A 21255-nucleotide genomic window follows, 5' to 3' on the forward strand; every position below is an offset into this window, starting at 1 on the left:
GCCAGCGGGGCCACTGCTCCGCCGGTTCAGATAAGGAGGAAACCATGAACGGGATTACCAAACAGACGCGCCGCCAAAGTTACGACGGCATACGAACACGCAGCGGCGAGCGCTGCAAGCTAATACTGGAAACCCTCGGAAACCGGTCAATGACCGTGGAAGAAATCACCGACGAGCTGGTGGCTGCTGGCCACCTGAAATACTACGACCGCAACTTCGTGGCGCCGAGACTCACAGAGCTGAAAGGCGCCGGAGTTCTGGAAGTCGTCGGGAAGAAACCGAGCAAAAGAACCGGAAAAAATACAGCCGTATGGGCTGCGGTAAGGAGGTAAGCACATGAAAAAGCAGAAAGTACAGGCAAAGATCAACCTCGAAGCTCTCGCAGGCGGAGCCTTCGCCGAGAAACTCAACGAGGCACTCATGCAGGTGGCTGAAAATATTCAGAATCCGAACACAGAAGCAACCACTAAGCGCCAGATCACGGTAAATATTAAATTTACGCCGAACAAAACCCGCCAAATGGTAGGAACCCAGATTGCTGTCACGACCAAGCTCGCAGCTACCGAAGCAATCGACACGCAAATGGTGATGGGCGTCAATATGAGAACCGGCCAGATCGAGATTGCCGAATACGACGGGCAGATCCGCGGACAGATGGATCTCTCCGACTTCACGGACGCCGATCAGGATCCGGAACCAGAGGAAACGCAGGCTGCAGCTCCTGCACCGGTACAGAATCCAACCGGCAAACCTCTGGATCTGAAAAACAGAGGAAAACAGGCGCCTGCTGCCGCTGCTGAGTTAGTTCCGGGCCGCGACTATGATCCGGACACCGGCGAGGTATACGAAACCGCCGGGCAGCCTACGGACGACCGCCAGACAACCGGCGGACGCAATAACATGAAGGTGGTAAAAATCGCACCAGCAAAAGAAGCATAAGGAGGGCAAGAAAATGGAAGGAATCAAAGAAGCAATCGCATATATCACAGGGCTGGCCGTAAAGGCTGAGAAGCCGGAAACAATCGAGATCAACGGCCGGACATACTGCACGAAGGATCTCAGACGCTATGACGCAGCCGACAAGGCCGAGCCAATCAAGGCGACCACTCTCACCTCTCTGGTGGACTACATCAAGGAAAGCCGCGAGGAACTCCGCGACAGAATGATCATTCAGGTGGTAAGTGCCACAAAGGTGCTGCTCTACTCCGGACTGCTGGCCGAGCGTGACCGTGAGACTCTGTTCGAGGTCAACGCCCTGCTGCCGCAGTTTGAGTATGGCCGCGAGTATGATCAGGAGAGCTTCCTCGTGGCTATGCAGTCATGCTTCCAGAAAACAGACGACCGCGAAGCCGTCACTATTATGGCGAGCAATATCGTGAACACACAGCAGGGAACCTTCTCAGACGACGGCGTAAGCCAGCAGGCAATCATCAAAACCGGAGTAACCACAAAGGACGCCGCCTTCGTCCCTAACCCGGTGAACCTGATCCCGTACCGCACATTTTTGGAAGTTCCGCAGCCTGCGAGCGACTTCGTGTTCAGAATCAGCGAGGGACGCGGCGGAGCCCCTGCCTTCAAGCTGGTGGCTGCTGACGGTGGCCTCTGGAAGTCTCAGGCGGTGGACAATGTGAAGAACTACCTCGTCAAAGCGCTGGCAGACGTTCCGGATCGCGAGAAAATCACGATCATTGCATAATGTGGCCGACATAAATGTCGGGAACATACCGGGAGGGCCAAGCTCTCCCGGCAAACCAAAGGAGGACAAGAACATGCTGATCATAAACATAGTGCTGGCCCTCGTGGCTGCTCTCCTGCTTTTTGGAGTTATCGGAGAAAAGGACGGGCTCAGACAGCAGAACATCACGATCGCCTTCGTGGCCGTGATCGTGCTCATTATCGCATTAAATAGATTTTTCTAAGGGAGGACAAAACCATGGAATATAAACCGAAAGTTATCACCGGAAAAGTAACCGGCACCGGCTGGCCGATCGACGGCCATGTGCTCTGGTTCTCACAGTGGGACTACGACAACCGCGAGAGCTGGCACCTCTACGGCTGGGAGGACTCAGAGGACGAGGCAGTCATGCAGACCGTATTCCAGACCGAAACCGAGGCGGGCCTCTGCCTGTTCGATACGCTGGAGAAGTTCGCAGAGGACTGGAAGGCGAAGAAATGGGAGCCGCAGGGCTCGTTCTGCCTGCCATTAGACAAGGTGGAAGTGCTGGAGGTAAAGCAGGAAGAAAGCACCAACAACACCCGCGAACAGCTCCGGGCTCACGGCTTCGATCTGAGACCGAGAAAGCAGACTGACCGGGGCGGGATCATCTGCCTACCACTGGACAAGAACCTGAACGGCGACGTGCAGGCCAAGCACCCGGATTGGGAGCCAGTCGAGTGCCCGACATGCGGCCGGAAATGCTGGAAACACCCGGAAGCCGACCGACTCGCCAAAGAACAGGGCGCGAAAATGCTCTGTACTGAGTGCGCGATCAAGGCTGGGCTCCTGTCACCGTTCCGAAAGGAAGGCCCAAACCGCGCGCAGCGAAGGAGGGCAAAGCGTGAAAGAAGAAAATAACACAGAGGGGCTCTACTATCTCAAAATAGACGCGAGGCACTACTTCCCCGACGGAAAAATAACAAGGGACGTGCTGGAGGCGCTCAGGTGCAGGCAATACGCCGAAGTGCTGGCCTTCTATCTGGAGTGTGACCTCGACGACATAGAAAAACAAGCTCGCAGACTCGCGGAAAGCACCGCGCTGAGTTACTCAGAAGCGCTCCACAAGATCGGCGGAGATATGCTGCGAAGCAAGGAGGAAAAACCGGCCCCACTCTCCCTCTGGCCTATCAGACGGGAACCGGTTCGACCGAACCGCGCAGCCAGACGAGCAGCTAAAAGAAAAGGAGGACGAAATGGACGATAACAAGAACAAGCCTATGGGCTGGCCGATACTTTACACACTGGCAACACTCGCAGGCGTGGCAGTGCTGGCAATCCTGAAAGCCTGCGGCATTATTTCAATGAGCTGGCCGGTGGTGATTGCCGGGCTCGTGTGGGTACCCACCGCGCTGCTGCTGATCACTCTCTGGGTGGCCACTCTCCTGATCTGGATCGGACGAACCGAGAAAAAGATCAGGGAATACAATCGCAGGAGAAAGATCTCCCGCACTCTGGACGAATCCATGAAAGGGCTCACGCTAAACGGCGTCGGCCCCATTTATGGTATTAGAAGAAATAAAGGCGAAAACAACACCGACTACGAGAAAAGGATCCGCGAAAAGCTGGGGTTTTCCCCGCGCAGTCTGCCGAAATACGAAACCATGGAACAGCTCACCCTCTCCAATGTGGGCCCGATCTATGGCGTCGTAAAGAAACAGGACGAAAGCTGGAAGCACTACCGCCGCAGAATCCTGAAAGCAGCCCAAACTATTGATACCGTACAGCTACCAACCGGCAAGTGCGCACCGGGCGACCGCCGGACAGAGGGTAAAAAGTGAGCTGGCCAAGCAAAGAGACCGGCGCCTGCTCATGGGTGCCGGGGCTCGGCTTTAAAGAGTGGTACTCAACGAGCTGCCACATGTACTACGAGATCGCGAGCGCGGTCACAAAGAAGAATATCAAAGCCGGGACGTGCCCGTATTGCCACCGGCCTATCAAAATAAAGGAGGAACGAAAACATGGACTATAAAACAGAAGCGCAGCCAAAGGCAACCGCTGGAGGGGTACCGGTATTCTGCGCCCATGACGCGATCGTGGCCATTGAGAAGCTGATCCCCAACCCGAAGAACCCGAACACACACCCGGACGCACAGATCCAAGCACTCGGCCGCATTATCCGCCAGACCGGGTGGAGGGCGCCGATCACAGTGTCGAAGCGCTCCGGCTTCATAGTAAAGGGCCACGGCCGCCTCGCTGCTGCCAAGCTCGAAGGACTCACCGAAGTGCCGGTGGACTACCAGAACTACACGAACGAGGCCGAGGAATACGCCGATCTGGTGGCCGACAACCGGATCGCAGAACTGGCAGAGATCGACAACAAGCTGCTGGCTGACATTTTCGCCGACATTGACACCGGCGAGATCCCCATGGAGCTGACCGGCTACACCGACAAGGAAGTGGAAAGCCTCGTCACTGGACTGGCCGAAGCCCTGCACAATGATCTCACAGAACCGGACGAGATCCCGGAGCTTCCGGAGGAAGATCAGACAATCACGCAACGCGGCGATCTTTGGATTCTCGGAAACCACCGCCTCGTGTGCGGAGACAGCACAAACGAAGCCGATCGCGCTCTACTACTCGACGGAGCCGAGCCTCAGATCCTTCTCATGGATCCGCCGTACTGCTCCGGAGGTTTTCAGGAATCCGGACGCAGCACCGGAAGTATCGGAACCAAACGCTACGACGCAAACGGGAAGGAAATCAAAGTGACGATCGCGAACGATACCCTCAGCACTCGCGGGTACCAGCAGCTCATGCGCTCGATCCTGAAACAGTTCACCGGTACCGTGGTTTATTGCTTCACCGACTGGAGAATGTGGCTCTATCTCTACGACGTAATGGAGGAAAGCGGGTTCGGCGTCAAGAATATGATCGTCTGGAATAAGAAAACGCCGGGCATGGGTATGGGCTGGAGAACTCAGCACGAGCTGATAATGTTCGCACACCGTACAAAATCGTGGAATTTCCACGCTGTCGCATTTACCGTGACTTCATACAAACTTTAATCACTACCAAGAGCATCCGAACTACCGGGGGCTCTTTTCTTTTTTATTATCTGGTATTATGCTCCTATGCAAATTACCGCACATCCTACCGCCGGATGGAACACATTACCTATACCATTGGTCCAGGAGAGTGGATCTGCACAGTCACAGATCTTCAGGAATGGTTTCGCTGCCGTTTCCAACATCAAGCGTTGTCCATCCTTCGATTTTTTGAAGAGCAGAATTACATTACCTACTCTCTTCTCGGCAAAAACCGCCTGGTCAAATTCAAAATATCAGACTGGCCCAAAGACAATACCGTATTGGAATACAACTATCCCTGTAAAAAAGATACAGGGTTTTTCTTTTTCCCGATTGCCAAAGTTCACGAACTAATTGGCATTGGAAAATGCTCGGAAATGGATGTTATTCTGGATCTGTGGATTCATGCAGTTTACAACGATTCCTCTGTCCTGGGATCTGATTCCGGTCCCATTGTCTATTACCGGGATAATACCGGAAATCCCCTTACCAGCTTTAATGAACTGGGTGAAAGGTGGAGTCTGTCAAAGGCATCGGTATCACGACTCTTGAAGAAACTGGAGGAAAAAGAATACATTACACTTATCTCATTTACAGGAAAACACGGAAGCGTAATTTATCTCAACAATTACCTGTCCGTGATGTTTAATATCAGCGACGTTATGATTGACAAGGAGGAGATCGCTATGAAGATGCAATTACCAATCCATGTACCTGAAGAAATCACTATTGAGGATTCTGCTTCTGTTAGCGTTTCAGAAACTGTCACAGACTCACAAATCACCGTTACAAAAAATGATTCCTGCGTTCCAGATTCACACATGAAATTTATCGTGCAAAAAGTCGCAGAACTATTGGATTCACAAGGGATTCCATGTTGCCACTGCTCCAAAACCCGCTATATATTATCTCCATTATCAGCCTGCAAAGATATATTTAATACATTTACTCTAAATATTATCTGTCCCTACGGAAATGCCGCTTATCGGTTTGAGTTGTCCGTAAGTCCAGGGGATGAGTCTGCCCAAAAGATGCCTGCCGTGGCAGAGCCTTCTGCACTGAAAGGGGGGGAATAGACATGGCAAACCGCAATACACAGGGATTTCCTTCACCCGAAGAAGATCCACGTTTTCACGACACCTATCAGTTTTTACGCAGATACCGGGATGCAACCTACAGCCTGAAGGTAGTCGTACACCAGATGGAGCACCAGTTTAAGCTCCAATACGACAATGACATCGACAAATTTCTGGACTCCATCTATGCTGCCGGGGCTGATCTTACCGGAAGCGACATCGAACAACGGGCAAAAAGTATTGCCAGAAGCAACCAGATGCTGAAGCTTTTGGAATCATCCATCGATCTCCTCCGGAACAATCACAAGCATGGGGAACAGTATTACTGGATTCTCTACTACGCTTTTCTCTCTCCACAGGAAATGAAAAATACAGATGAGATATTGGATAAGCTGGCTCACCACATCACCAATATTTCCTACCGCACCTATTACCGGAAACGCAGGGCTGCGATTGAAGCACTCAGTACCATCCTTTGGGGATTTACTGCAAAAGAGACATTGGATACGCTCAACAAGTTCTTTCCAGAGTAATACATATCGCCTATCTCCTCGGCTTTTCGTAATATCATAAAAATGTTTATATAAAAAATGCAAAATATATATTGACTCTCACGGAACGTCATAGCGTACAGTTATCTTATCAGGAACAGGAGGTCAGCAACTATGAGGACAGTCAAAGAAATATCAGAACTTACAGGTATCAGCGTTCGCACGCTTCACTATTACGATGAAATCGGGCTTTTAAAACCAACACAAAAAAGTGATGCGGGATACCGGCTTTATGACGATAGGGCATTGGAAATATTACAGCAGATTCTGTTTTTCCGTGAGTTTGACATTCCTTTGAAAGAAATCAAAGCTGTTCTGGAGAATCCTGCTCTTGAAAGGAACCAGATCTTGCAAATGCAGAGAAAAATGTTGGTAGCAAAGAAAGAACGTATGGAACATCTGATTGCCAGCATTGATGATATCCTGAAAGGAGAGAATAAAATGGATTTTGCGATTTTTAGTAAAACGGAAGTTGAAGAAATGTTCCAAACTATGTTTGAACATATGCCTGACAATATGAAAGAACTTGCTGTAAAAGAGTTTGGAAGCATTGAAGAATGGAAAAAGCATTATATTAAGACAGTTTCATCAGAAGAAATGCAGAAAGGCTATGCTAAAGTTGTTGAGTGGTATGGAGGAAAAGAGCAATTCCTGTCTGTTGCCAACAATCCTATTAGCAAAGAGGCTGCAGAAAGTTACAACCAACAATTTGACAATCTTTTATACAAATTAGCAGCTAAAAAAGTATGTTCACCAGATTCTTCTGAAGTAAGAGAACTTGTTTCCGAATACGGTTTTCTTATGAAACAACTTTCACAGATAAAGAAAGAACACGGTCTGATGGTTGCACAGGCTCAATATTACCGTAATGAAAAAATCAAACCTATGATAGATGAAAAATACGGCAATGGTACAGCCGAATTCTTCGCACAAGCTTTCGAAGCATTTTATAAAGACAAGTAATCATTAGAACTACACAAAAGCACAACAATACACCATGCAGGGAATCAAAATGGTTTCCTGCTTTTTTTATGCCAACCAGTGAAAATGGCACAGAAATGACCTGCTTCTGCGATTGAAGCGTAAAATTACCCATGCTACAATAGGTATTGCTTATAGTTTTCCTTATTTCCAGCACCCATAGATGGTGCTTTTTTTGTACCTGTAAATTCAATCGCTGACAGCAGGTTCTATGTACTTTGTACGTACACTATACTTACAATACCAAACGTATCCTGTACGTACAGCCATATGTATAAAGTTTCCTATTATATATAGAAGGGAGTCAATCATGAAAACAAGGAACGAAATCTATCAAGGAGAGGGAGCCAAGCTCTTACGGTTCATTACCACTTACCATACTCTGAGGTATGACCAGGTTTTACAACTTTTCTCCCGACATGAGCAGTCTATCAAGTCATTGATTACCAGCCTCATCAAACAAGGGCGCATCATTTACGATAAAGAGTATGACCTTCTTTGTGACAGCCAGCAGTCTGCTGAGAATCCTGACTATGCTATAATTACATGCTTCTGGGTACTGCTGGATTTTAAGAAAGGTGTTGTATACCACACCAGTGGCGAATTTCCAATCAAGCTCAATTTCTTTTCGCAAGATGAACAATACGAAATCATCTATATCGGTGAAGAACAGGAGGCTCTGATCAATCATGTGATGGAAAGTATCCCATCACATGGTTCCAAACGCCTGATTGTCTTAGAATCCGAAAGCCAGGCTGCCAAAATCACCATTGATGATGTAGCCGCTTACTGCCTTGTAAATGAATCCGGTGCTGTCAGTTACTACATGAGAAAGTAGGTTATTATGACGCAAAATACACCAACCATTTACCAGCGGCTTGAAAAACTGGAAGGGGAGCTGCAAAAACTGACGAATACCGTTTACGCTCTGAAGGTCACTGATATCCAGAATTATGATAAAAATTTTGAGGAACTGAGCGTCAGTGCTGCTCTTCGGGCGGAGCGGATTGCCTGCCAGATGCGTAACCTTGTCTGTCCGGCTCTCTCCCCAAATCAAGCAGCTTATCTTCCCAAAGCGGCAGATGCACAGGGAATGCGGATTGCAGAACAGCAGGGGATTCTCACCATTACGCTTCCCGGACTGCTTCCGAAACGAAGAGTCCACACAAACACTGCATTTCTCCATGAACCGCTTAATTATATGCTTCGGGAGTATGTAAAACAAAATGCCCTGCCCCTCTATCGTGACTGCATGATATGTTTCAGTCAAATATATGACAGGGAACTTCCTCAAAGACGTATCCGGGATTATGACAATCTGGAGTTTAAACAGATTCTGGATACACTTTGTACTTATGTTCTGACAGATGACAGCGGCTTTTTCTGTGATTCCTACTACACGACACAGCTTGGCTTAAAGGACTGTACACTGGTATCGGTTATGGAAAAAGCTGACTTTCCGAAATGGCTGCAGAACCAGAAAAATCATCACGAAAGCATGTCGGAAAATCTCCTGACTTCTCAGGCAGAAATCCGACATCGGTAAGAACCACCGCAGGGAACTTTGTTTTCTTGCTTTTTTTATCTCCAAACCACCGGAGATTTACCCAAGTATAGGCTTGCATGGGTAAGAACTGAATTGAGGTGATGCTTATTTGATAAGACCTGACACTACGAAATACCGCTTACTGGAAATGATAGGGATGTGCGGGGAATTTCCCGCAGACCAGCTAAACAGACTCATCCCAAGTGCCTCCTATGCGGAAAAACTCATTACGGATTTGAAGGCGGAACACCTCATCCGTACCCACTACCGGGATGCTCTCAGAGGCTACCGTCTTACAAAAGCTGCGAAAGAGATGCTGTTATCTGTCTCGCCGCTACGCTTCCAGTGCTATCTGACCGGCAATACCGAGACGAACCTCATCCGAAGTGAAGTATCCCGACGTATCCGCTTACATCAGAAAGCCGAAACGTATCTGACACTCCTTCATGCCGGGATTCCCTTTTATCCGGATGTAAAACCTGACATCTTCTGTAATCACCGCGAAGCTGGTTCCATCGGTATGCGAAGCCTTCCTCTTTTTTACGCTTCCAGAGAAATTAAGGAATTGGGCCCGGAGACCACGAAGATTAGGAACTCCCGCAGCATGGGCATCCTGATGGCACCGCAATGTGTCTATGTCCTTTATAACACGGGAAACGGAGTCCTGAAATGGGAATATCGAACGGAAGTCCGCTTAAACGCCTTCCTGCAGCATTACCTGCAAGGCTACCCTTACAACGGACATCCACAGATCCGGGCAATCATGACCGGAACCGACATGGAAATGGCTTTCCGGCTGTTTACCAGTACCGGAGGCTACAAAAAGAGCCTGTTTATGCTGGACACCTCCTTCGAGCATTTCCATTACCTTCCCAATACTCCGGAAGGGGAAGTGCTTTTAAAACTGCTGGTTCACCCTGAGATCATGGAAAAGCTGGACAACCTCCTGCTGTCCGATCTGGGCTGCCGCAGCGATTCAATTCCACTGGAACATGATGCCACGGATGCTTCCGGGAACCCCATCCTTCTTGCTTATGATTTTGACATGCAGCGAATCAACCGGTTCAATACCGGCTTAAATGTATACGGCAGATCCGGGAACCTGATCTGTTTCGATTTTCAGATTCCGGTCCTGAAAAAATACTTAACTGCCACAATCCATTTCTCCAGTATTGACCTTTGCAAATTCAAAAGGGGGTTTTTACATGAACCGTAAATGGTGGAAGCTCATTTATATGCTTCCGATCACCTTCTGCACCCTCTATGCAGGAGGCTATGTTGCTCAATTTATCCGCAACTATCAGACCTGGGAATCTGCCGGCAATTTTGCCGGAAACGGAACTGCCCCGCAGATCCCCTCCCCGCACCCGCTCGCCTGTCTGGATGCCCTGACTGCTTTCCCGTACAATCTGTATGGGATTTTTCTATGTCTGGCAGCTTTTGGACTCCTGACCTTCCTTCTCATGCGTATGGGATTTGACCGAAACGGGGAAATAACAGACCGGGGCCGGAACCTGAATTATTCCACAAAGGGAACCTATGGGACTTCCGGTTTTATGACTTTGGAGGAAATGCATCAGGTACTGGAGCTTACGAATGATGTCAAGAAACACAAGGGAACCATTCTTGGAAAACTGAACGGAAAAGCCGTTTGTCTCCCGAAGGATACCCGCATGAACCGGAATATTGCCGTTTACGGTGCCAGCGGTTCCATGAAAAGCCGGGCCTTTGCACGCAACATGATCTTCCAGTGTGTTGCCCGCGGGGAAAGCCTCATCATCACCGATCCAAAATCGGAATTGTACGAAAGTACAGCCACTTACCTTGAGAATGCCGGATATATCGTGAAATCCTTTAATCTTGTAAACCCGGAAAACTCGGATAGTTGGAATTGTCTGGGTGAAATTGGCGGACAGGAAACCATGGCACAGGTATTTGCTGATGTCATCATCCAGAATACCGGTTCTGCCAAAGGCGATCACTTCTGGGACAATGCCGAGATGAACTTATTAAAAGCTCTGATTCTCTATGTGGATCAGGGATTCCCACCGGAGGCAAAGAATATCGGACAGGTATACAAACTCCTGACCATGAGTTCGGAAAAAGAACTGAACAGCCTCTTTGACCTGCTTCCGGTCTCCCATCCGGCAAAAGTCCCCTACTGCATCTATAAGCAGGCAAGTGACACGGTACGTTCCGGCGTCATCATCGGACTCGGTTCCAGACTTCAGGTATTCCAGAACAAGCTGATCCGCCAGATCACTTCCTATGATGAGATCAACCTGACGCTGCCGGGAAAAGAAAAATGTGCATACTTCTGCATCACTTCGGATCAAGACAGCACTTTTGATTTTCTTTCTTCCCTGTTTATGACCTTCGTATTTATCAAACTGGTCCGTTATGCAGACACCTATGGGGAAGATGGAAAACTGCCGGTTCCGGTACATATCCTGGCTGATGAGCTGGCGAATACGGGAGCAATCCTATCGCTCAACAAAAAGATTTCCGTGATCCGAAGTCGAAACCTCAGTATTTCCTGCATTTTCCAAAACCTGCCTCAGATGCAGAACCGGTATCCCTTAAACCAATGGCAGGAAATCATCGGGAACTGCGACACTCAGCTATTTTTAGGCTGTACGGATGAGGTAACTGCTACATTTATCTCTAACCGCTCCGGTGATGTGACCGTTGGTGTCAGCAGCGAAGCCAAACAATTAAATAGCTGGAGGGTATCCGATTATACACCGGAATACCGCCAGACCAGATCCATCGGGAAACGAAAGCTCTTAACTCCGGATGAGATCCTGCGGCTCCCGCTGGATACTGCACTGATTATCCTGCGTGGTCAGAAGGTACTGCAGGTAGAAAAATACGATTACACCCTGCACCCGGATGCCCAAAAACTCATTCCCCGGAAGGCTTCCGAACATATTCCGGAATGGAGAAAAGGAGCATGTAGTGAAGAATATACGTACACTCCAACTATTCCTGCTTCCCACCCGAAAAAAACCGCTTCTTATGGAAAGCAGAAAAAGAAAAAAGCTGAACCGCACTTTGACCAGCAAAGCGTTTATCAGGAACCTGGCTATCACGATTTCCCGGATGACTTCTCAGCAGATAACTATTCGGATCACACAGACATGGTTCCTTTAGATAAAGATTCTATCATGTCATAATTTGAAAGGAGACACTATGATGCCAAACGAAACAACCAACACACCTATTTTAACTCTGGATTCCGATGCGAAGCTGGAAACAGCCCAGTCCATTTCAGACCTTACCTGGCATGAGATCCAGAATGCCTACCGTACCCGCCGGATCTTAACCGGAATGCTTGGCGGTATCGAGAAAACAGAAAACGGCAGCCTCATTGCCGTGGTTTACTACAAGGATTTCCGTACTGTCATCCCAGTAACTGAGATGATGATCCATCTCATGCAGGATGAAGCACACGATTATGGGGAGCTTGCTCTGCGGCAGAACAAAATCCTCAACAATATGCTTGGATGTGAGATTGATTTTCTGATTAAGGGATTAGATCCGAAGACACGCAGCATTGTCGCCAGCCGGAAAGAAGCGATGCTGAAGAAACGCCAGATCTTCTATCTGGATAAAGATGCTTCCGGAATGCCGAAAGTTTATGAAGACCGTATCGTGCAGGCAAGAGTCATTGCTGTTGCGGAAAAGGTAGTCCGGGCAGAAATTTTCGGTGTGGAAACCTCCATTCTTGCCAGAGACCTGTCCTTCGACTGGATGGGTGATGCCAGAGAACGCTTCCAGGTAGGCGATCACATCCTGGTACGCATCCTGGATGTGCGGGCAGACTCACCGGAGCAGGTCATTGTCCACGCAGATGTCAAAAGTGTGGAAGGCAACACCAGCAAGGAAAACATGAAAAAATGTAAGATTCAGGGAAAATACGCCGGAACTGTGGAAGACATCCATAAAGGCACCGTCTTTGTCCGGCTCTCCATCGGTGTCAATGCCATTGCCCACTCCTGCTATGACAGCCGGACAGTCGGGAAAAAGGATCAGGTATCCTTTGTGGTGACGCATATTGATGAAGAGCGTAATGTTGCCCTCGGCATCATCACCCGCATCATCAAGCAGACCATATAAGGCTTCCACCTTATTTTTAAATAGCTTTTTTTCATATACAGCACCAATTAGTCCAGCAAATACTCACGATACAGCTACATAAGGTGACAGAATAAAGTATTTTTCAGACCATTACCTTATTGTACTGAAAACGGTAACGTGTTATACTGATTCGGTATTACTGAACCGGAAAGACGGATGCATTTCGATTTTGCCCTCTAGTATCCAAGGAGGGTGATGCCCATGAATACAATGGAAGTATTGACTTTACTATTGGTAATTTTTGCGGCTTTGACTTATATAGATCGACATAATAAGAAATAGCATCCACGACCCTAGGAAAGTTTTGGATGCTATGACTTATACATAGAATATAAAATTTAACTGAGGGCATCAGATTTTGCATCTGAATACCTTTCTTGAGTTCATTATACACTGGGGGATTTGAGAAATCAAGTCCCCCTTTTTATTATGACATTGATTAGTATCTGCATTAAACATCAGAAATTTATATTCTTACTCACTGAAACGAATTCTCTCTATCAATGAATCTTTCCTTACTGACTTTGCAATGAATATTGCCAATAACATCTGTATCACAAACAATGTTAAAATTATAATAATAGCTGCTGTTACCGGATAATGGTATGTGCTGATATCAAACATTCCTGTACGCTTTGCATATAAAAACAACGGATATCCTGCAAGACTTCCCACTCCGATACTGATAATAAGAGTGCCTACTGTATAGAATATACCTTCCAACTGGAGCATCTTCATCAACTGACGGTCCGACATTCCGATTGCCTGCATCATGCCAAGCTCCTTTTTTCGCACATGGACACTATTGATCATTGTGTTAATCAAGTTCATAATGCTGATTGCTGCCAGAATGATGATAAATGCATAACATGCACCTCTAGTCATCTGTATGGCATTTTCCCATGTATCGTACTCATTCTTCCAGGTACGCATCTGCAGTCTGCCTGATCCATCCACAATAGCCTGTAGAGATGCTTCCAGTGCCTCATCATAATCCTTATCTGCAATCACCTGAAAATAGCTGGAAGAATTATTTATGGTAAGTTTCTCTGCCCCTTCTTTTGCCATGATAAGACAGTTATAGTTTGTCAGACCTCTTCCATATTCACCAATTGCTGCCACTTCAATCTCTTTTTGAAAGGTATTATCTCCATCATGAATATTGAGTTTCAGCTTATCTCCCACTTTAATATCTGGATACCAGTGAAGTAGCGCGCGGTCCAGAATCACTTTATCCCCGGATTTCAATTCCTCGTATGTGACATTGCCTTCAGTGATTCCTTTTTTCAGCTCTTCTGCGTATTCTTCCGGCACTCCATTGATAAATTCGGTTCCAATTTTTTCTTCAAAAGGTCCTCCTGATACCTTCAACGCGGTAAACACATCTACCCGCTCAACACCGTCAAGCTCCTCTATCTGCTGCTTTAGTCCTTCATTTAATGGATTATTCTTTTGAACCTCCGCCCATTCATATTCAGGATGCTCTTTATTCCCGGATTCCACAATTGGAGAAATCTCATATTGCCCCACAATCGAACTCTTTGCACTTTCCATCGGATTTGCACAAGACAGCACCGTTGCTACCATCATGACAAATATTCCGGTAACGGCCATAGATACAATCGTGATAGTACTCTTCTTTTTATTCTCTGCAAGATTTCTCTTGGTCAGTCGTCCGATATTCAGAAATTGATATCCCTTCCTGCTGCTTTTCTGTCGCTTACTGCCTCCCTGGTAACGCATAGCTTCTATTTCTGATACCTTCGCCGCCATACGCATAGGCTTCATCAGTGACAGATACACTGTACACAGAGTCACTGCAATTGCCAACAGATAAATCCACCAATAATAAAGTTGGACTTCTCCCTTAGCTACAACCTTGTATGCCTATGTTATAAGTACGTTTGAATCCTTTGCATGTTCTACAAACTGGAGAAGTACAACTTTCACAGCAACTGTTCCGATCAAAAGTCCTATCGGAATGGCAAACAACGCCACTCCCATTCCCTCTCTTAGTACGATTTGTCTAAGCTGCCGTTTCGTAGCCCCGATTGCCTTTAACTTTCCAAATTCCCGAACCCTCTGGTTCATAGATACATAATAAACACTATAAATTGTGATAATGCCCGCCAATACAACAATAAGCATGATTCCTACAATCACCGGAATTGTAGCCGGATCCACATAATTTGCTGCAAGATACTCTTTATTAATATTCATGTCATCCTCGGAAATCCCGAACTGTCTGGCAATATTCTGTATCGTCTCTGTATAATCTGCAGTCGTATTTCCTTTCTGTCCATTCACCTGAAGTAAAAACCGATATTTCACCTGTTCTACCGGTATCTCCGCTTTCAGAAAGGCCTCTGAAACCAATGATGTATATTGTTTTTGTTCTTTGCTGCTCTCATTATCTGCTAAAAAACCACAGATTCGAAAGTCTTTCTCCTTCGTATAATCCAGTCCGTCATCTTTCAGAATCTGATAAGGTACTGTGATAGTGTCACCGATTTTCCCATTCTGTCCTAATGCTTCCAGTATTCCTTTTGAAACCACAATATCATTTTCTTTCTGCGGAAGTTGCCCCTCTTTCAGCTTCACTTTATAAAGTTCCATCCCTGTTCTGTCCATATACATCATGGAAACCGTCGCATCTTCCAGATTCATGTACCCCGCATCGCTGCGGAGTCCGTAAGTTTTCACATCATGATGTGCCGCCAGTTTCATAACTGTACTCTCGTCCACGTTCCGATAAAGGGCATGCCATGTTGGATAAATCTTATTGATTACCGCAAAGTTCACTTCCACCATATCTTTTCCGATTGATGGGATTACGAACAGCAGTAATGTTGTCAGGATAATGGCAATTCCAATCAGTATGTTTTTGCTCTTATAATGCCGCATATTGCAATATGCAACTCTGGTCGTCATCTTCATTATCTTCTCACCGCCTTGCCATCTTCAATGATAATCATTTCATCCGCCATCTGGGCAATCGTTTCATCATGGGTAATCATGATAAGCGTCTGCCCGAAATCCGACACGCAGCTTTTCAATAGGCTCATAACCTCTAGCTCAGTCTGGGAATCAAGGTTTCCAGTCGGTACTGCGTAGTTAGTAAAAACGATTCTTTTGTGCAGTTTTGCTTTTCTCTGGCTCCGATCGGGGCGCGATCTGGACTTTGCAAAAGGCAAATTGCACAAAAAAGAGGGCCGAACAGGGAACTGCTCCCTGCCCGGTCCTCTTTTACTTTCTCATCTTATTTCTTCAGATAACTCTTTGAACTGAATCCGATATACTCAACACCGTCGAGAGTGACTGTGATGTATAACCACTTCACTCCGTTGTATGTGGTGTAATAACCATAGTTATGCACTTCAGTTCCTGCTGGAATGACGCACAATGCTTTCTTGTTGCTTCCTGCATCGTTTCTGCAATACAGCGCATCGGTTGTCTTGTAAGTTCCTGCAAGGCTTCTGTCGTAACTCTTTGCATAGCAAGTTGACTTCACGGTCTTTGTGATCGGCTGGTCTTTTGGCTGTGGTTTGGTTGTAGTTGCTGCGGAGCCGTTCAGAATCTTGTTGATCTCTGCCTGAATGACTGCCGGGTCATATCCTGCCGCCTTCAGAGCGTTCTTTCTTGCATCTCCATTTCCCCACTGACCTGCGATGACCTCATGAGCCACTGTCGAAGTGCTCTTGCCCGGTGTCTGAACCGGATGACTCTGTGCTGCATCGGAGTCATACTTCGGAGTGATGAATCCTCTGATATAGCGTCCATTGATGGAAATTGTTCTCTTCTTGACTGCATTTCCGAAATTTCCTTCAGTTACAACAAAATAACCCGATGCCTGATTGACATAGGTTACTGTTCCAACGTGTTCAGGGTTTCCGGTGTCGTCTCCGATTCCGGTGTCGTCCCAGTCGTACAGTACACCTTCGCCCAGTTTCGGAACGTGTGCGTCGTTCTCTTCCCACACTCCCATCGCTTTCGCTCTCTCGATCAGATAATAGCAACTAATCTCGATCGGCATGATTGGAGTATATTTGAGAGCCACTGCCAGTGCGGACCATGTACACGCACACCACGGCCACGAGTATTCCATTTTCGTATTTCTCGGAAGTGCTCCGGTGAAGCTGTTGTAAATATCAATAATACTCTTGTACGAGCCGTCTGCTTCTTTCTTGCCGACCCAACTTTCCACCAGATCGACAACTGCCTGTCTTGAATACATTTTCTTTTCTTCCTTTCCTGAATCTGCCTTTTTGTCTGTGACATACTGCTTTATCCAGCGGACGCAACACTCATGCCTGCTCTGGAACTTCTTGTCCCCGACCTGATTGTTGTTGCTTGTGTCCTGCTGATCGAGCAGGAGGGATGTGAAGATCGTGTCCGGTGTGTACGGCTTCGATGCTCTGCCGAAGATTCTCTTCACTGGTCCCAGTCCTCCAAGGTGTTCAATCTCACACCACATCATCTGCGCTTTGATGTCAGTCACTCCATGCGCTTCTGCGCTCTTGATGTATGTGTTCATAAGTTCTGCAAAGAGTTCGTCCTGACACTTCTTTCCGGCTTCTGTCGTGATGATCGCAATCAGTGCCTTTTTCTCCGCTGCGGACGGATTCCATCCGGTTGCCTCCCAGTCAGCAGACAGCTTCTTCTCGATTCCTGCCGTATCTGCCTTTCTGAACGCTGCGGCATCTGCGGCCAGAATCATCTTGCAGAGTCTCCTGCCCTCGTTTCCATAGTTCTGCGCCCATCCAAGAGTGCAGGTCTTCTCATTCGCAGAGTTTGCCGCTTTTCCTGCGTATGCCGCATAGTTCTGGCCGCCGTATTCCTGACCGCCTGATTCCACTCCGCCGATGATCTTTGCCAGTATTTCAAGATGTTCTTTCTTCATGTCCTGATACCTCCATGAAAAGAGGCGGATTGCTCCGCCTCGTGCTTTTACTGCTCCTTCTTTTCTTCGATGACATCTGCTTCCAGAAGCTGTCCTTCTCCGATCTCGACATTTGCTGCGTCTGTCAGACCTTCTCCGATGATATATGCAATCACGGATGCGCCTGCCATGATAATTGCTGTCACCTGTGTAGCAGTGTTCTCTGCTCCACCTGTGGCCACAATCATCATAGAGACGAAGGACGCAACTGCTGTCCATAATTTTCTGCTTGTCAGTTTCTTCATCCAGTTAATGTTTTTCATTGTCTTTTCCTCCTGTTATAAAAATGAATTTTTCTCCATGCACTTCTGATAAACCTTGTCTATCTCCGCGATGGCATTTCCTGCCTTGTTGTTCTTGTAATTCGGATGTTCCAAACAGTAATTCTCATAATCTGAAACGTCATCCAAAATCTGATTAAAAAACTCTTCAGAATGTTCCACTCCTCTCCTCAATTCGTCTGCGAATCGGATGATTCGTGTTCGACACGCATCTGCATCGTCCTTGTCCATCCTGTTTTCCAGTTTGTCATGTTTCTCTTTCAAGTCCTTGACTTCCGTCTCAACTGATTCCAGTTTGTCCATCATATCCTTGTTCATGGTCTTTCCGATGCCTCTTGCGACGGCAGACCACGGATTGATCTTGATAGGTGCGATCTGCACCAGTGTCATCAGGAGCAGGGCTGCTCCGCCTCCTGCTTGCAGCCAGTCATACAGGCTCATGTTCCTCACCTCCTCTCATGTTGAATAAATACTGGCAATTCTTGCACGGCTCCTGTCCGGCCGGGATGTGGTAGTCCTGACATTCACCGCATGAGCCAAAAACAGGACACTCCGGTCCCCGGCACTCTTCAAGAGTTCTCCGGCAATGACCGTCATGTCCTGCGTGACTGCACTGGAAATTATTCTTTCGGTGCGTCCTGTTCTTTCTTTGCCTCAATGATCTCCGCCTTCTGGTCTTCGGTAATCCATCCCCTTGTCACCGCATTTTCCAGACCTGTGTCATTCAACCTTCCTGCAAGGTACAGTTTTTTCAGACGCTTATACATCCTCTTCACCTCCTAAACTTGCGACGATGAGGTCATCCACGATGCCGCTCAATTCTTCGTTGCTGGCTTTCAGTGCTGCATTCTCATCCTGAAGTGATGCCACCTGTTCCTGAAGAATCTCCATCTCGGTCTTCTCTTCGCCCTCCTGCTCTGCCTTGATTGCTTTCTGTAACCATGCCTCACGGTTTTTCTCGATGGACTCTTCCAGATTCTCTCTGTACTGTGTTTCCAGAGTGTATCTGTCATAGGTGTACACCTGATCGCCCTCTTCTTTCTCGATCGGGCCTTCGATGTTCTCATAGAAAATGACTGTGCAGGTTCTGCCGACCATTTTCGGCAGTGCCTCAATCTCATGCTGCACAAGCGGCTTGATGTTGCTTTCTGTTCTCATTGCTCACTACTCCTTTCAGCAGTTTTAAATTGATAAACGGTTTCACACGTTCCTTCCAGAAGTTCCATGAATCCGAATTATAAATGAATCCCATGTATGAAATCATACCGGATGCGTTTGTCGGTGAGATGTAAGATACTTTTGAAATCTTCTTCGCTTTGTGGCTTATCCTGAACATGATCGACTTCCGAAGTGTTGTCCACGCTCCTGCATGGAATTTATATCCCAAGAAGTCCAGCGGTCTGTCCTTCAGTGGAAACACCTGCCAGTTTGCTTTCACCTGCATCTTGACCTTTCTCAACTCATCCGCAATCATTCGGAGTGCTTTGTGTAACCTCCGTTTATTTGAATCAAAAAGGACTATATCGTCCACATATCTTGTGTGGTGCTTTGCACCTGTTTTCTCTGCGATCAGATGGTCTATATCCTGAAAGAAGAAATTGCAAAACCACGGCGATGTGTACAATCCGACCGGAATCCCAACTGCGTCAACTTCTGGAAGCATCCTCGTGTGATCTGCCATAGGCTGTTGATAACTTGCAATCAGTTTATATGCCAGATTCAGGAATCTCTTGTCCTTGATTTTTCTTTCCAGCTTCTTCCGCAGTTCTTCGTGGCTCATTGTCGGATAACAGTGGTGAACATCCAGTTTCAGGACTTTGCTCGTCCCGATCGGGTCACTCTTTATCCAGTGTTTAATCATCTTTCGTGCGCCGTCTGTACCTTTTCCCGGTACACATCCGCAGGAGAACTTGTCAGCTCCATGCTCAACGATTTCCCTGAAGACTTGCACGAACGCATGATGGATGCACTGATCTGGATAAAATCTCGGTACAGCAATGATTCTCTTTTTCTTCTTTATGCCGTCATAGATTTCTCTGATCGTGTATTTTCCCGGAACGAAGGTTTCATTCACGAGCATTTCCTGAATCTTTCTTGCATAACTGTCGATGTCATTCAGTATTCTCTGTACGGACGGCCGATGCGTTTTCCGCTTCGCCGCTCTTTTGATCGCACGTTTGATATTTTCAATATCCGTCACTCTCTCGAACAGATGCCCGATTCTCTTCGTCCATACGATGTTTTTAAGTTTCTGTAAGTGCATTTTGAAATGGTTTCTCCTATCTCTTTGTCAGCCTCATCGGTTTTCCACGCAAGGTACTGGCCGATGCCATAGTTCGTCTTCAGCGTCGGTGTTGAGCAAGTGTATATCTTCTTGCTGTATGTGAATGTTCTGGTTCTCTCCTTCGCCAGATTGTAAGGCGATGCCTCTTTTTTCGATGCACCGTCCATCTTGTCAATCTCATCGAAAAACAGGTACTTGATTGACTTTGATGCCAGTTTTCCGGGAGAACCGGAACCTCGAAGGTATATCTTCATCCCCCGGAACTTCAGGTTCAGTTCCTTCGATGAGTGTTCATAGAATCTCTCCTTGATCTCTGGTGTCTTTGTCAGAGACGGCTTGATTCTGTCATTTGATGTGTCCTTTGCCAGATCATCGCTCGGATATACAATCATCGTCGGTGATGGACTATCCATGATTATCCATCCGAGCATATTGAGCATCGCTTCTGTTCCGCCGACCTGCGTCGGCTTGCAGAAATTGATCTCCTGAATATATGGGTCATTAAACGCATCCATGATTCCGACCAGATACGGAGTGATGTCATTCGACCACTGGCCGGAGAAGTTGCTGGACTCATCCAGTATTCTGTATTTTTCCGCCCACTGTGAAACGGTCAGCTTTTCCGGTTTCTTCAGTGTGGCTTTAATTGTGTTTACAAATAAATTTCTCGTCCGTTGCCGGGAACGCTGTCGTTCAGACGATGACAAACTCTTT

The 21255-nt window shown here is 47.2% G+C and carries 25 protein-coding genes and 1 pseudogene; 16 read left to right on the forward strand and 10 right to left on the reverse strand.

The features are described from left to right. Nucleotides 1-44: 44 nt before the first annotated feature. From DWW77_RS00995 to DWW77_RS01075, 16 genes are all read left to right on the forward strand, one after another. A complete protein-coding gene (locus DWW77_RS00995; protein ID WP_004220597.1) occupies nucleotides 45-332 on the forward strand; it encodes a hypothetical protein in 288 nt (95 codons plus the stop codon). A 4-nt stretch (nucleotides 333-336) separates the two neighbouring features. Further along, nucleotides 337-939, forward strand: coding sequence for a YfdP family phage-associated protein (locus DWW77_RS01000; RefSeq protein WP_118607907.1), 603 nt, complete (start codon nucleotides 337-339; stop codon nucleotides 937-939). Between the two features lie 13 nt (nucleotides 940-952). Next, complete coding sequence (locus tag DWW77_RS01005) at nucleotides 953-1696, forward strand: hypothetical protein (protein WP_118607908.1); 744 nt, start codon at nucleotides 953-955, stop codon at nucleotides 1694-1696. A gap of 73 nt (nucleotides 1697-1769) precedes the next feature. Further along, nucleotides 1770-1919, forward strand: coding sequence for a hypothetical protein (locus DWW77_RS18210; RefSeq protein ID WP_227910121.1), 150 nt, complete (start codon nucleotides 1770-1772; stop codon nucleotides 1917-1919). Between the two features lie 14 nt (nucleotides 1920-1933). Beyond that, a complete protein-coding gene (locus DWW77_RS01015; protein ID WP_118607909.1) occupies nucleotides 1934-2575 on the forward strand; it encodes a hypothetical protein in 642 nt (213 codons plus the stop codon). Then, nucleotides 2559-2921, forward strand: coding sequence for a hypothetical protein (locus DWW77_RS01020; RefSeq protein WP_118607910.1), 363 nt, complete (start codon nucleotides 2559-2561; stop codon nucleotides 2919-2921). Before DWW77_RS01015 ends, DWW77_RS01020 begins: the two co-directional genes overlap by 17 nt. Further along, the gene (locus DWW77_RS01025) at nucleotides 2911-3495 is read left to right on the forward strand and encodes a tyro protein tyrosine kinase-binding protein (RefSeq protein ID WP_118607911.1); all 585 of its coding nucleotides are present in this window, start codon (nucleotides 2911-2913) and stop codon (nucleotides 3493-3495) included. The genes DWW77_RS01020 and DWW77_RS01025 overlap by 11 nt, the downstream gene beginning before the upstream one ends. A 180-nt stretch (nucleotides 3496-3675) precedes the next feature. Next, nucleotides 3676-4722 carry a ParB/Srx family N-terminal domain-containing protein gene (locus DWW77_RS01035; RefSeq protein WP_286187974.1) on the forward strand — a complete coding sequence of 349 codons (1047 nt, stop codon included), beginning with the start codon at nucleotides 3676-3678 and terminating at the stop codon, nucleotides 4720-4722. 95 nt (nucleotides 4723-4817) lie between these two features. Beyond that, a complete protein-coding gene (locus DWW77_RS01040; RefSeq protein WP_005333551.1) occupies nucleotides 4818-5819 on the forward strand; it encodes a MarR family transcriptional regulator in 1002 nt (333 codons plus the stop codon). A 2-nt stretch (nucleotides 5820-5821) separates the two neighbouring features. Continuing rightward, complete coding sequence (locus tag DWW77_RS17845) at nucleotides 5822-6352, forward strand: hypothetical protein (protein ID WP_005333547.1); 531 nt, start codon at nucleotides 5822-5824, stop codon at nucleotides 6350-6352. Between the two features lie 132 nt (nucleotides 6353-6484). Beyond that, nucleotides 6485-7333, forward strand: a complete 849-nt coding sequence (locus tag DWW77_RS01050; protein ID WP_005333545.1) for a MerR family transcriptional regulator — start codon at nucleotides 6485-6487, stop codon at nucleotides 7331-7333. A 328-nt stretch (nucleotides 7334-7661) separates the two neighbouring features. Continuing rightward, nucleotides 7662-8189 (forward strand): DUF5697 family protein, encoded by a 528-nt coding sequence (locus DWW77_RS01055; RefSeq protein WP_118607912.1) that lies wholly within the window; start codon nucleotides 7662-7664, stop codon nucleotides 8187-8189. 6 nt (nucleotides 8190-8195) lie between these two features. Continuing rightward, nucleotides 8196-8897: a DUF6100 family protein gene (locus tag DWW77_RS01060; RefSeq protein ID WP_118367812.1), complete on the forward strand. Its 702-nt coding sequence runs from the start codon at nucleotides 8196-8198 to the stop codon at nucleotides 8895-8897. A 109-nt stretch (nucleotides 8898-9006) separates the two neighbouring features. Beyond that, nucleotides 9007-10113 (forward strand): hypothetical protein, encoded by a 1107-nt coding sequence (locus DWW77_RS01065; protein WP_022415648.1) that lies wholly within the window; start codon nucleotides 9007-9009, stop codon nucleotides 10111-10113. Then, on the forward strand, nucleotides 10103-12073 hold the full coding sequence (locus tag DWW77_RS01070) for a VirD4-like conjugal transfer protein, CD1115 family (protein ID WP_022415647.1): 1971 nt from the start codon (nucleotides 10103-10105) through the stop codon (nucleotides 12071-12073). The genes DWW77_RS01065 and DWW77_RS01070 overlap by 11 nt, the downstream gene beginning before the upstream one ends. Nucleotides 12074-12092: 19 nt before the next feature. Next, nucleotides 12093-13016, forward strand: coding sequence for a S1 RNA-binding domain-containing protein (locus tag DWW77_RS01075; RefSeq protein ID WP_023921587.1), 924 nt, complete (start codon nucleotides 12093-12095; stop codon nucleotides 13014-13016). A gap of 495 nt (nucleotides 13017-13511) precedes the next feature. On the opposite strand, the gene DWW77_RS18215 is transcribed toward DWW77_RS01075, so the two are convergent. From DWW77_RS18215 to DWW77_RS01120, 10 genes and pseudogenes are all read right to left on the reverse strand, one after another. Continuing rightward, nucleotides 13512-14867: an ABC transporter permease gene (locus DWW77_RS18215; RefSeq protein WP_286187975.1), complete on the reverse strand. Its 1356-nt coding sequence runs from the start codon at nucleotides 14865-14867 to the stop codon at nucleotides 13512-13514. A gap of 57 nt (nucleotides 14868-14924) precedes the next feature. Continuing rightward, the gene (locus tag DWW77_RS18220) at nucleotides 14925-15974 is read right to left on the reverse strand and encodes an ABC transporter permease (protein ID WP_286187976.1); all 1050 of its coding nucleotides are present in this window, start codon (nucleotides 15972-15974) and stop codon (nucleotides 14925-14927) included. Continuing rightward, a pseudogene (locus tag DWW77_RS01085) lies at nucleotides 15974-16141 on the reverse strand (ABC transporter ATP-binding protein); the annotation flags it as partial. The gene DWW77_RS18220 and the pseudogene DWW77_RS01085, both read right to left, overlap by 1 nt. Before the next feature lie 155 nt (nucleotides 16142-16296). Beyond that, a complete protein-coding gene (locus tag DWW77_RS17880) occupies nucleotides 16297-17937 on the reverse strand; it encodes a hypothetical protein (RefSeq protein WP_182431175.1) in 1641 nt (546 codons plus the stop codon). 47 nt (nucleotides 17938-17984) lie between these two features. Continuing rightward, entirely contained in the window at nucleotides 17985-18239 is a 255-nt protein-coding gene (locus DWW77_RS01095; RefSeq protein WP_118607913.1) for a hypothetical protein, read from the reverse strand. Nucleotides 18240-18254: 15 nt separating this feature from the next. Beyond that, nucleotides 18255-18698 carry a hypothetical protein gene (locus DWW77_RS01100; RefSeq protein WP_118607914.1) on the reverse strand — a complete coding sequence of 148 codons (444 nt, stop codon included), beginning with the start codon at nucleotides 18696-18698 and terminating at the stop codon, nucleotides 18255-18257. Between the two features lie 179 nt (nucleotides 18699-18877). Further along, entirely contained in the window at nucleotides 18878-19024 is a 147-nt protein-coding gene (locus tag DWW77_RS01105) for an XkdX family protein (protein ID WP_118607915.1), read from the reverse strand. Next, on the reverse strand, nucleotides 19017-19415 hold the full coding sequence (locus DWW77_RS01110; RefSeq protein WP_118607916.1) for an FtsB/FtsL family cell division protein: 399 nt from the start codon (nucleotides 19413-19415) through the stop codon (nucleotides 19017-19019). The genes DWW77_RS01105 and DWW77_RS01110 overlap by 8 nt, the downstream gene beginning before the upstream one ends. Next, a complete protein-coding gene (locus tag DWW77_RS01115; RefSeq protein ID WP_118607917.1) occupies nucleotides 19375-20520 on the reverse strand; it encodes an RNA-directed DNA polymerase in 1146 nt (381 codons plus the stop codon). Before DWW77_RS01115 ends, DWW77_RS01110 begins: the two co-directional genes overlap by 41 nt. After that, complete coding sequence (locus tag DWW77_RS01120) at nucleotides 20454-21248, reverse strand: phage terminase large subunit family protein (RefSeq protein WP_118607918.1); 795 nt, start codon at nucleotides 21246-21248, stop codon at nucleotides 20454-20456. Before DWW77_RS01120 ends, DWW77_RS01115 begins: the two co-directional genes overlap by 67 nt. Nucleotides 21249-21255: the final 7 nt, after the last annotated feature.

It is taken from the genome of Ruminococcus sp. AF17-12 (genome assembly GCF_003479245.1).
Lineage (GTDB): Bacteria > Bacillota > Clostridia > Lachnospirales > Lachnospiraceae > Blautia_A > Blautia_A fusiformis.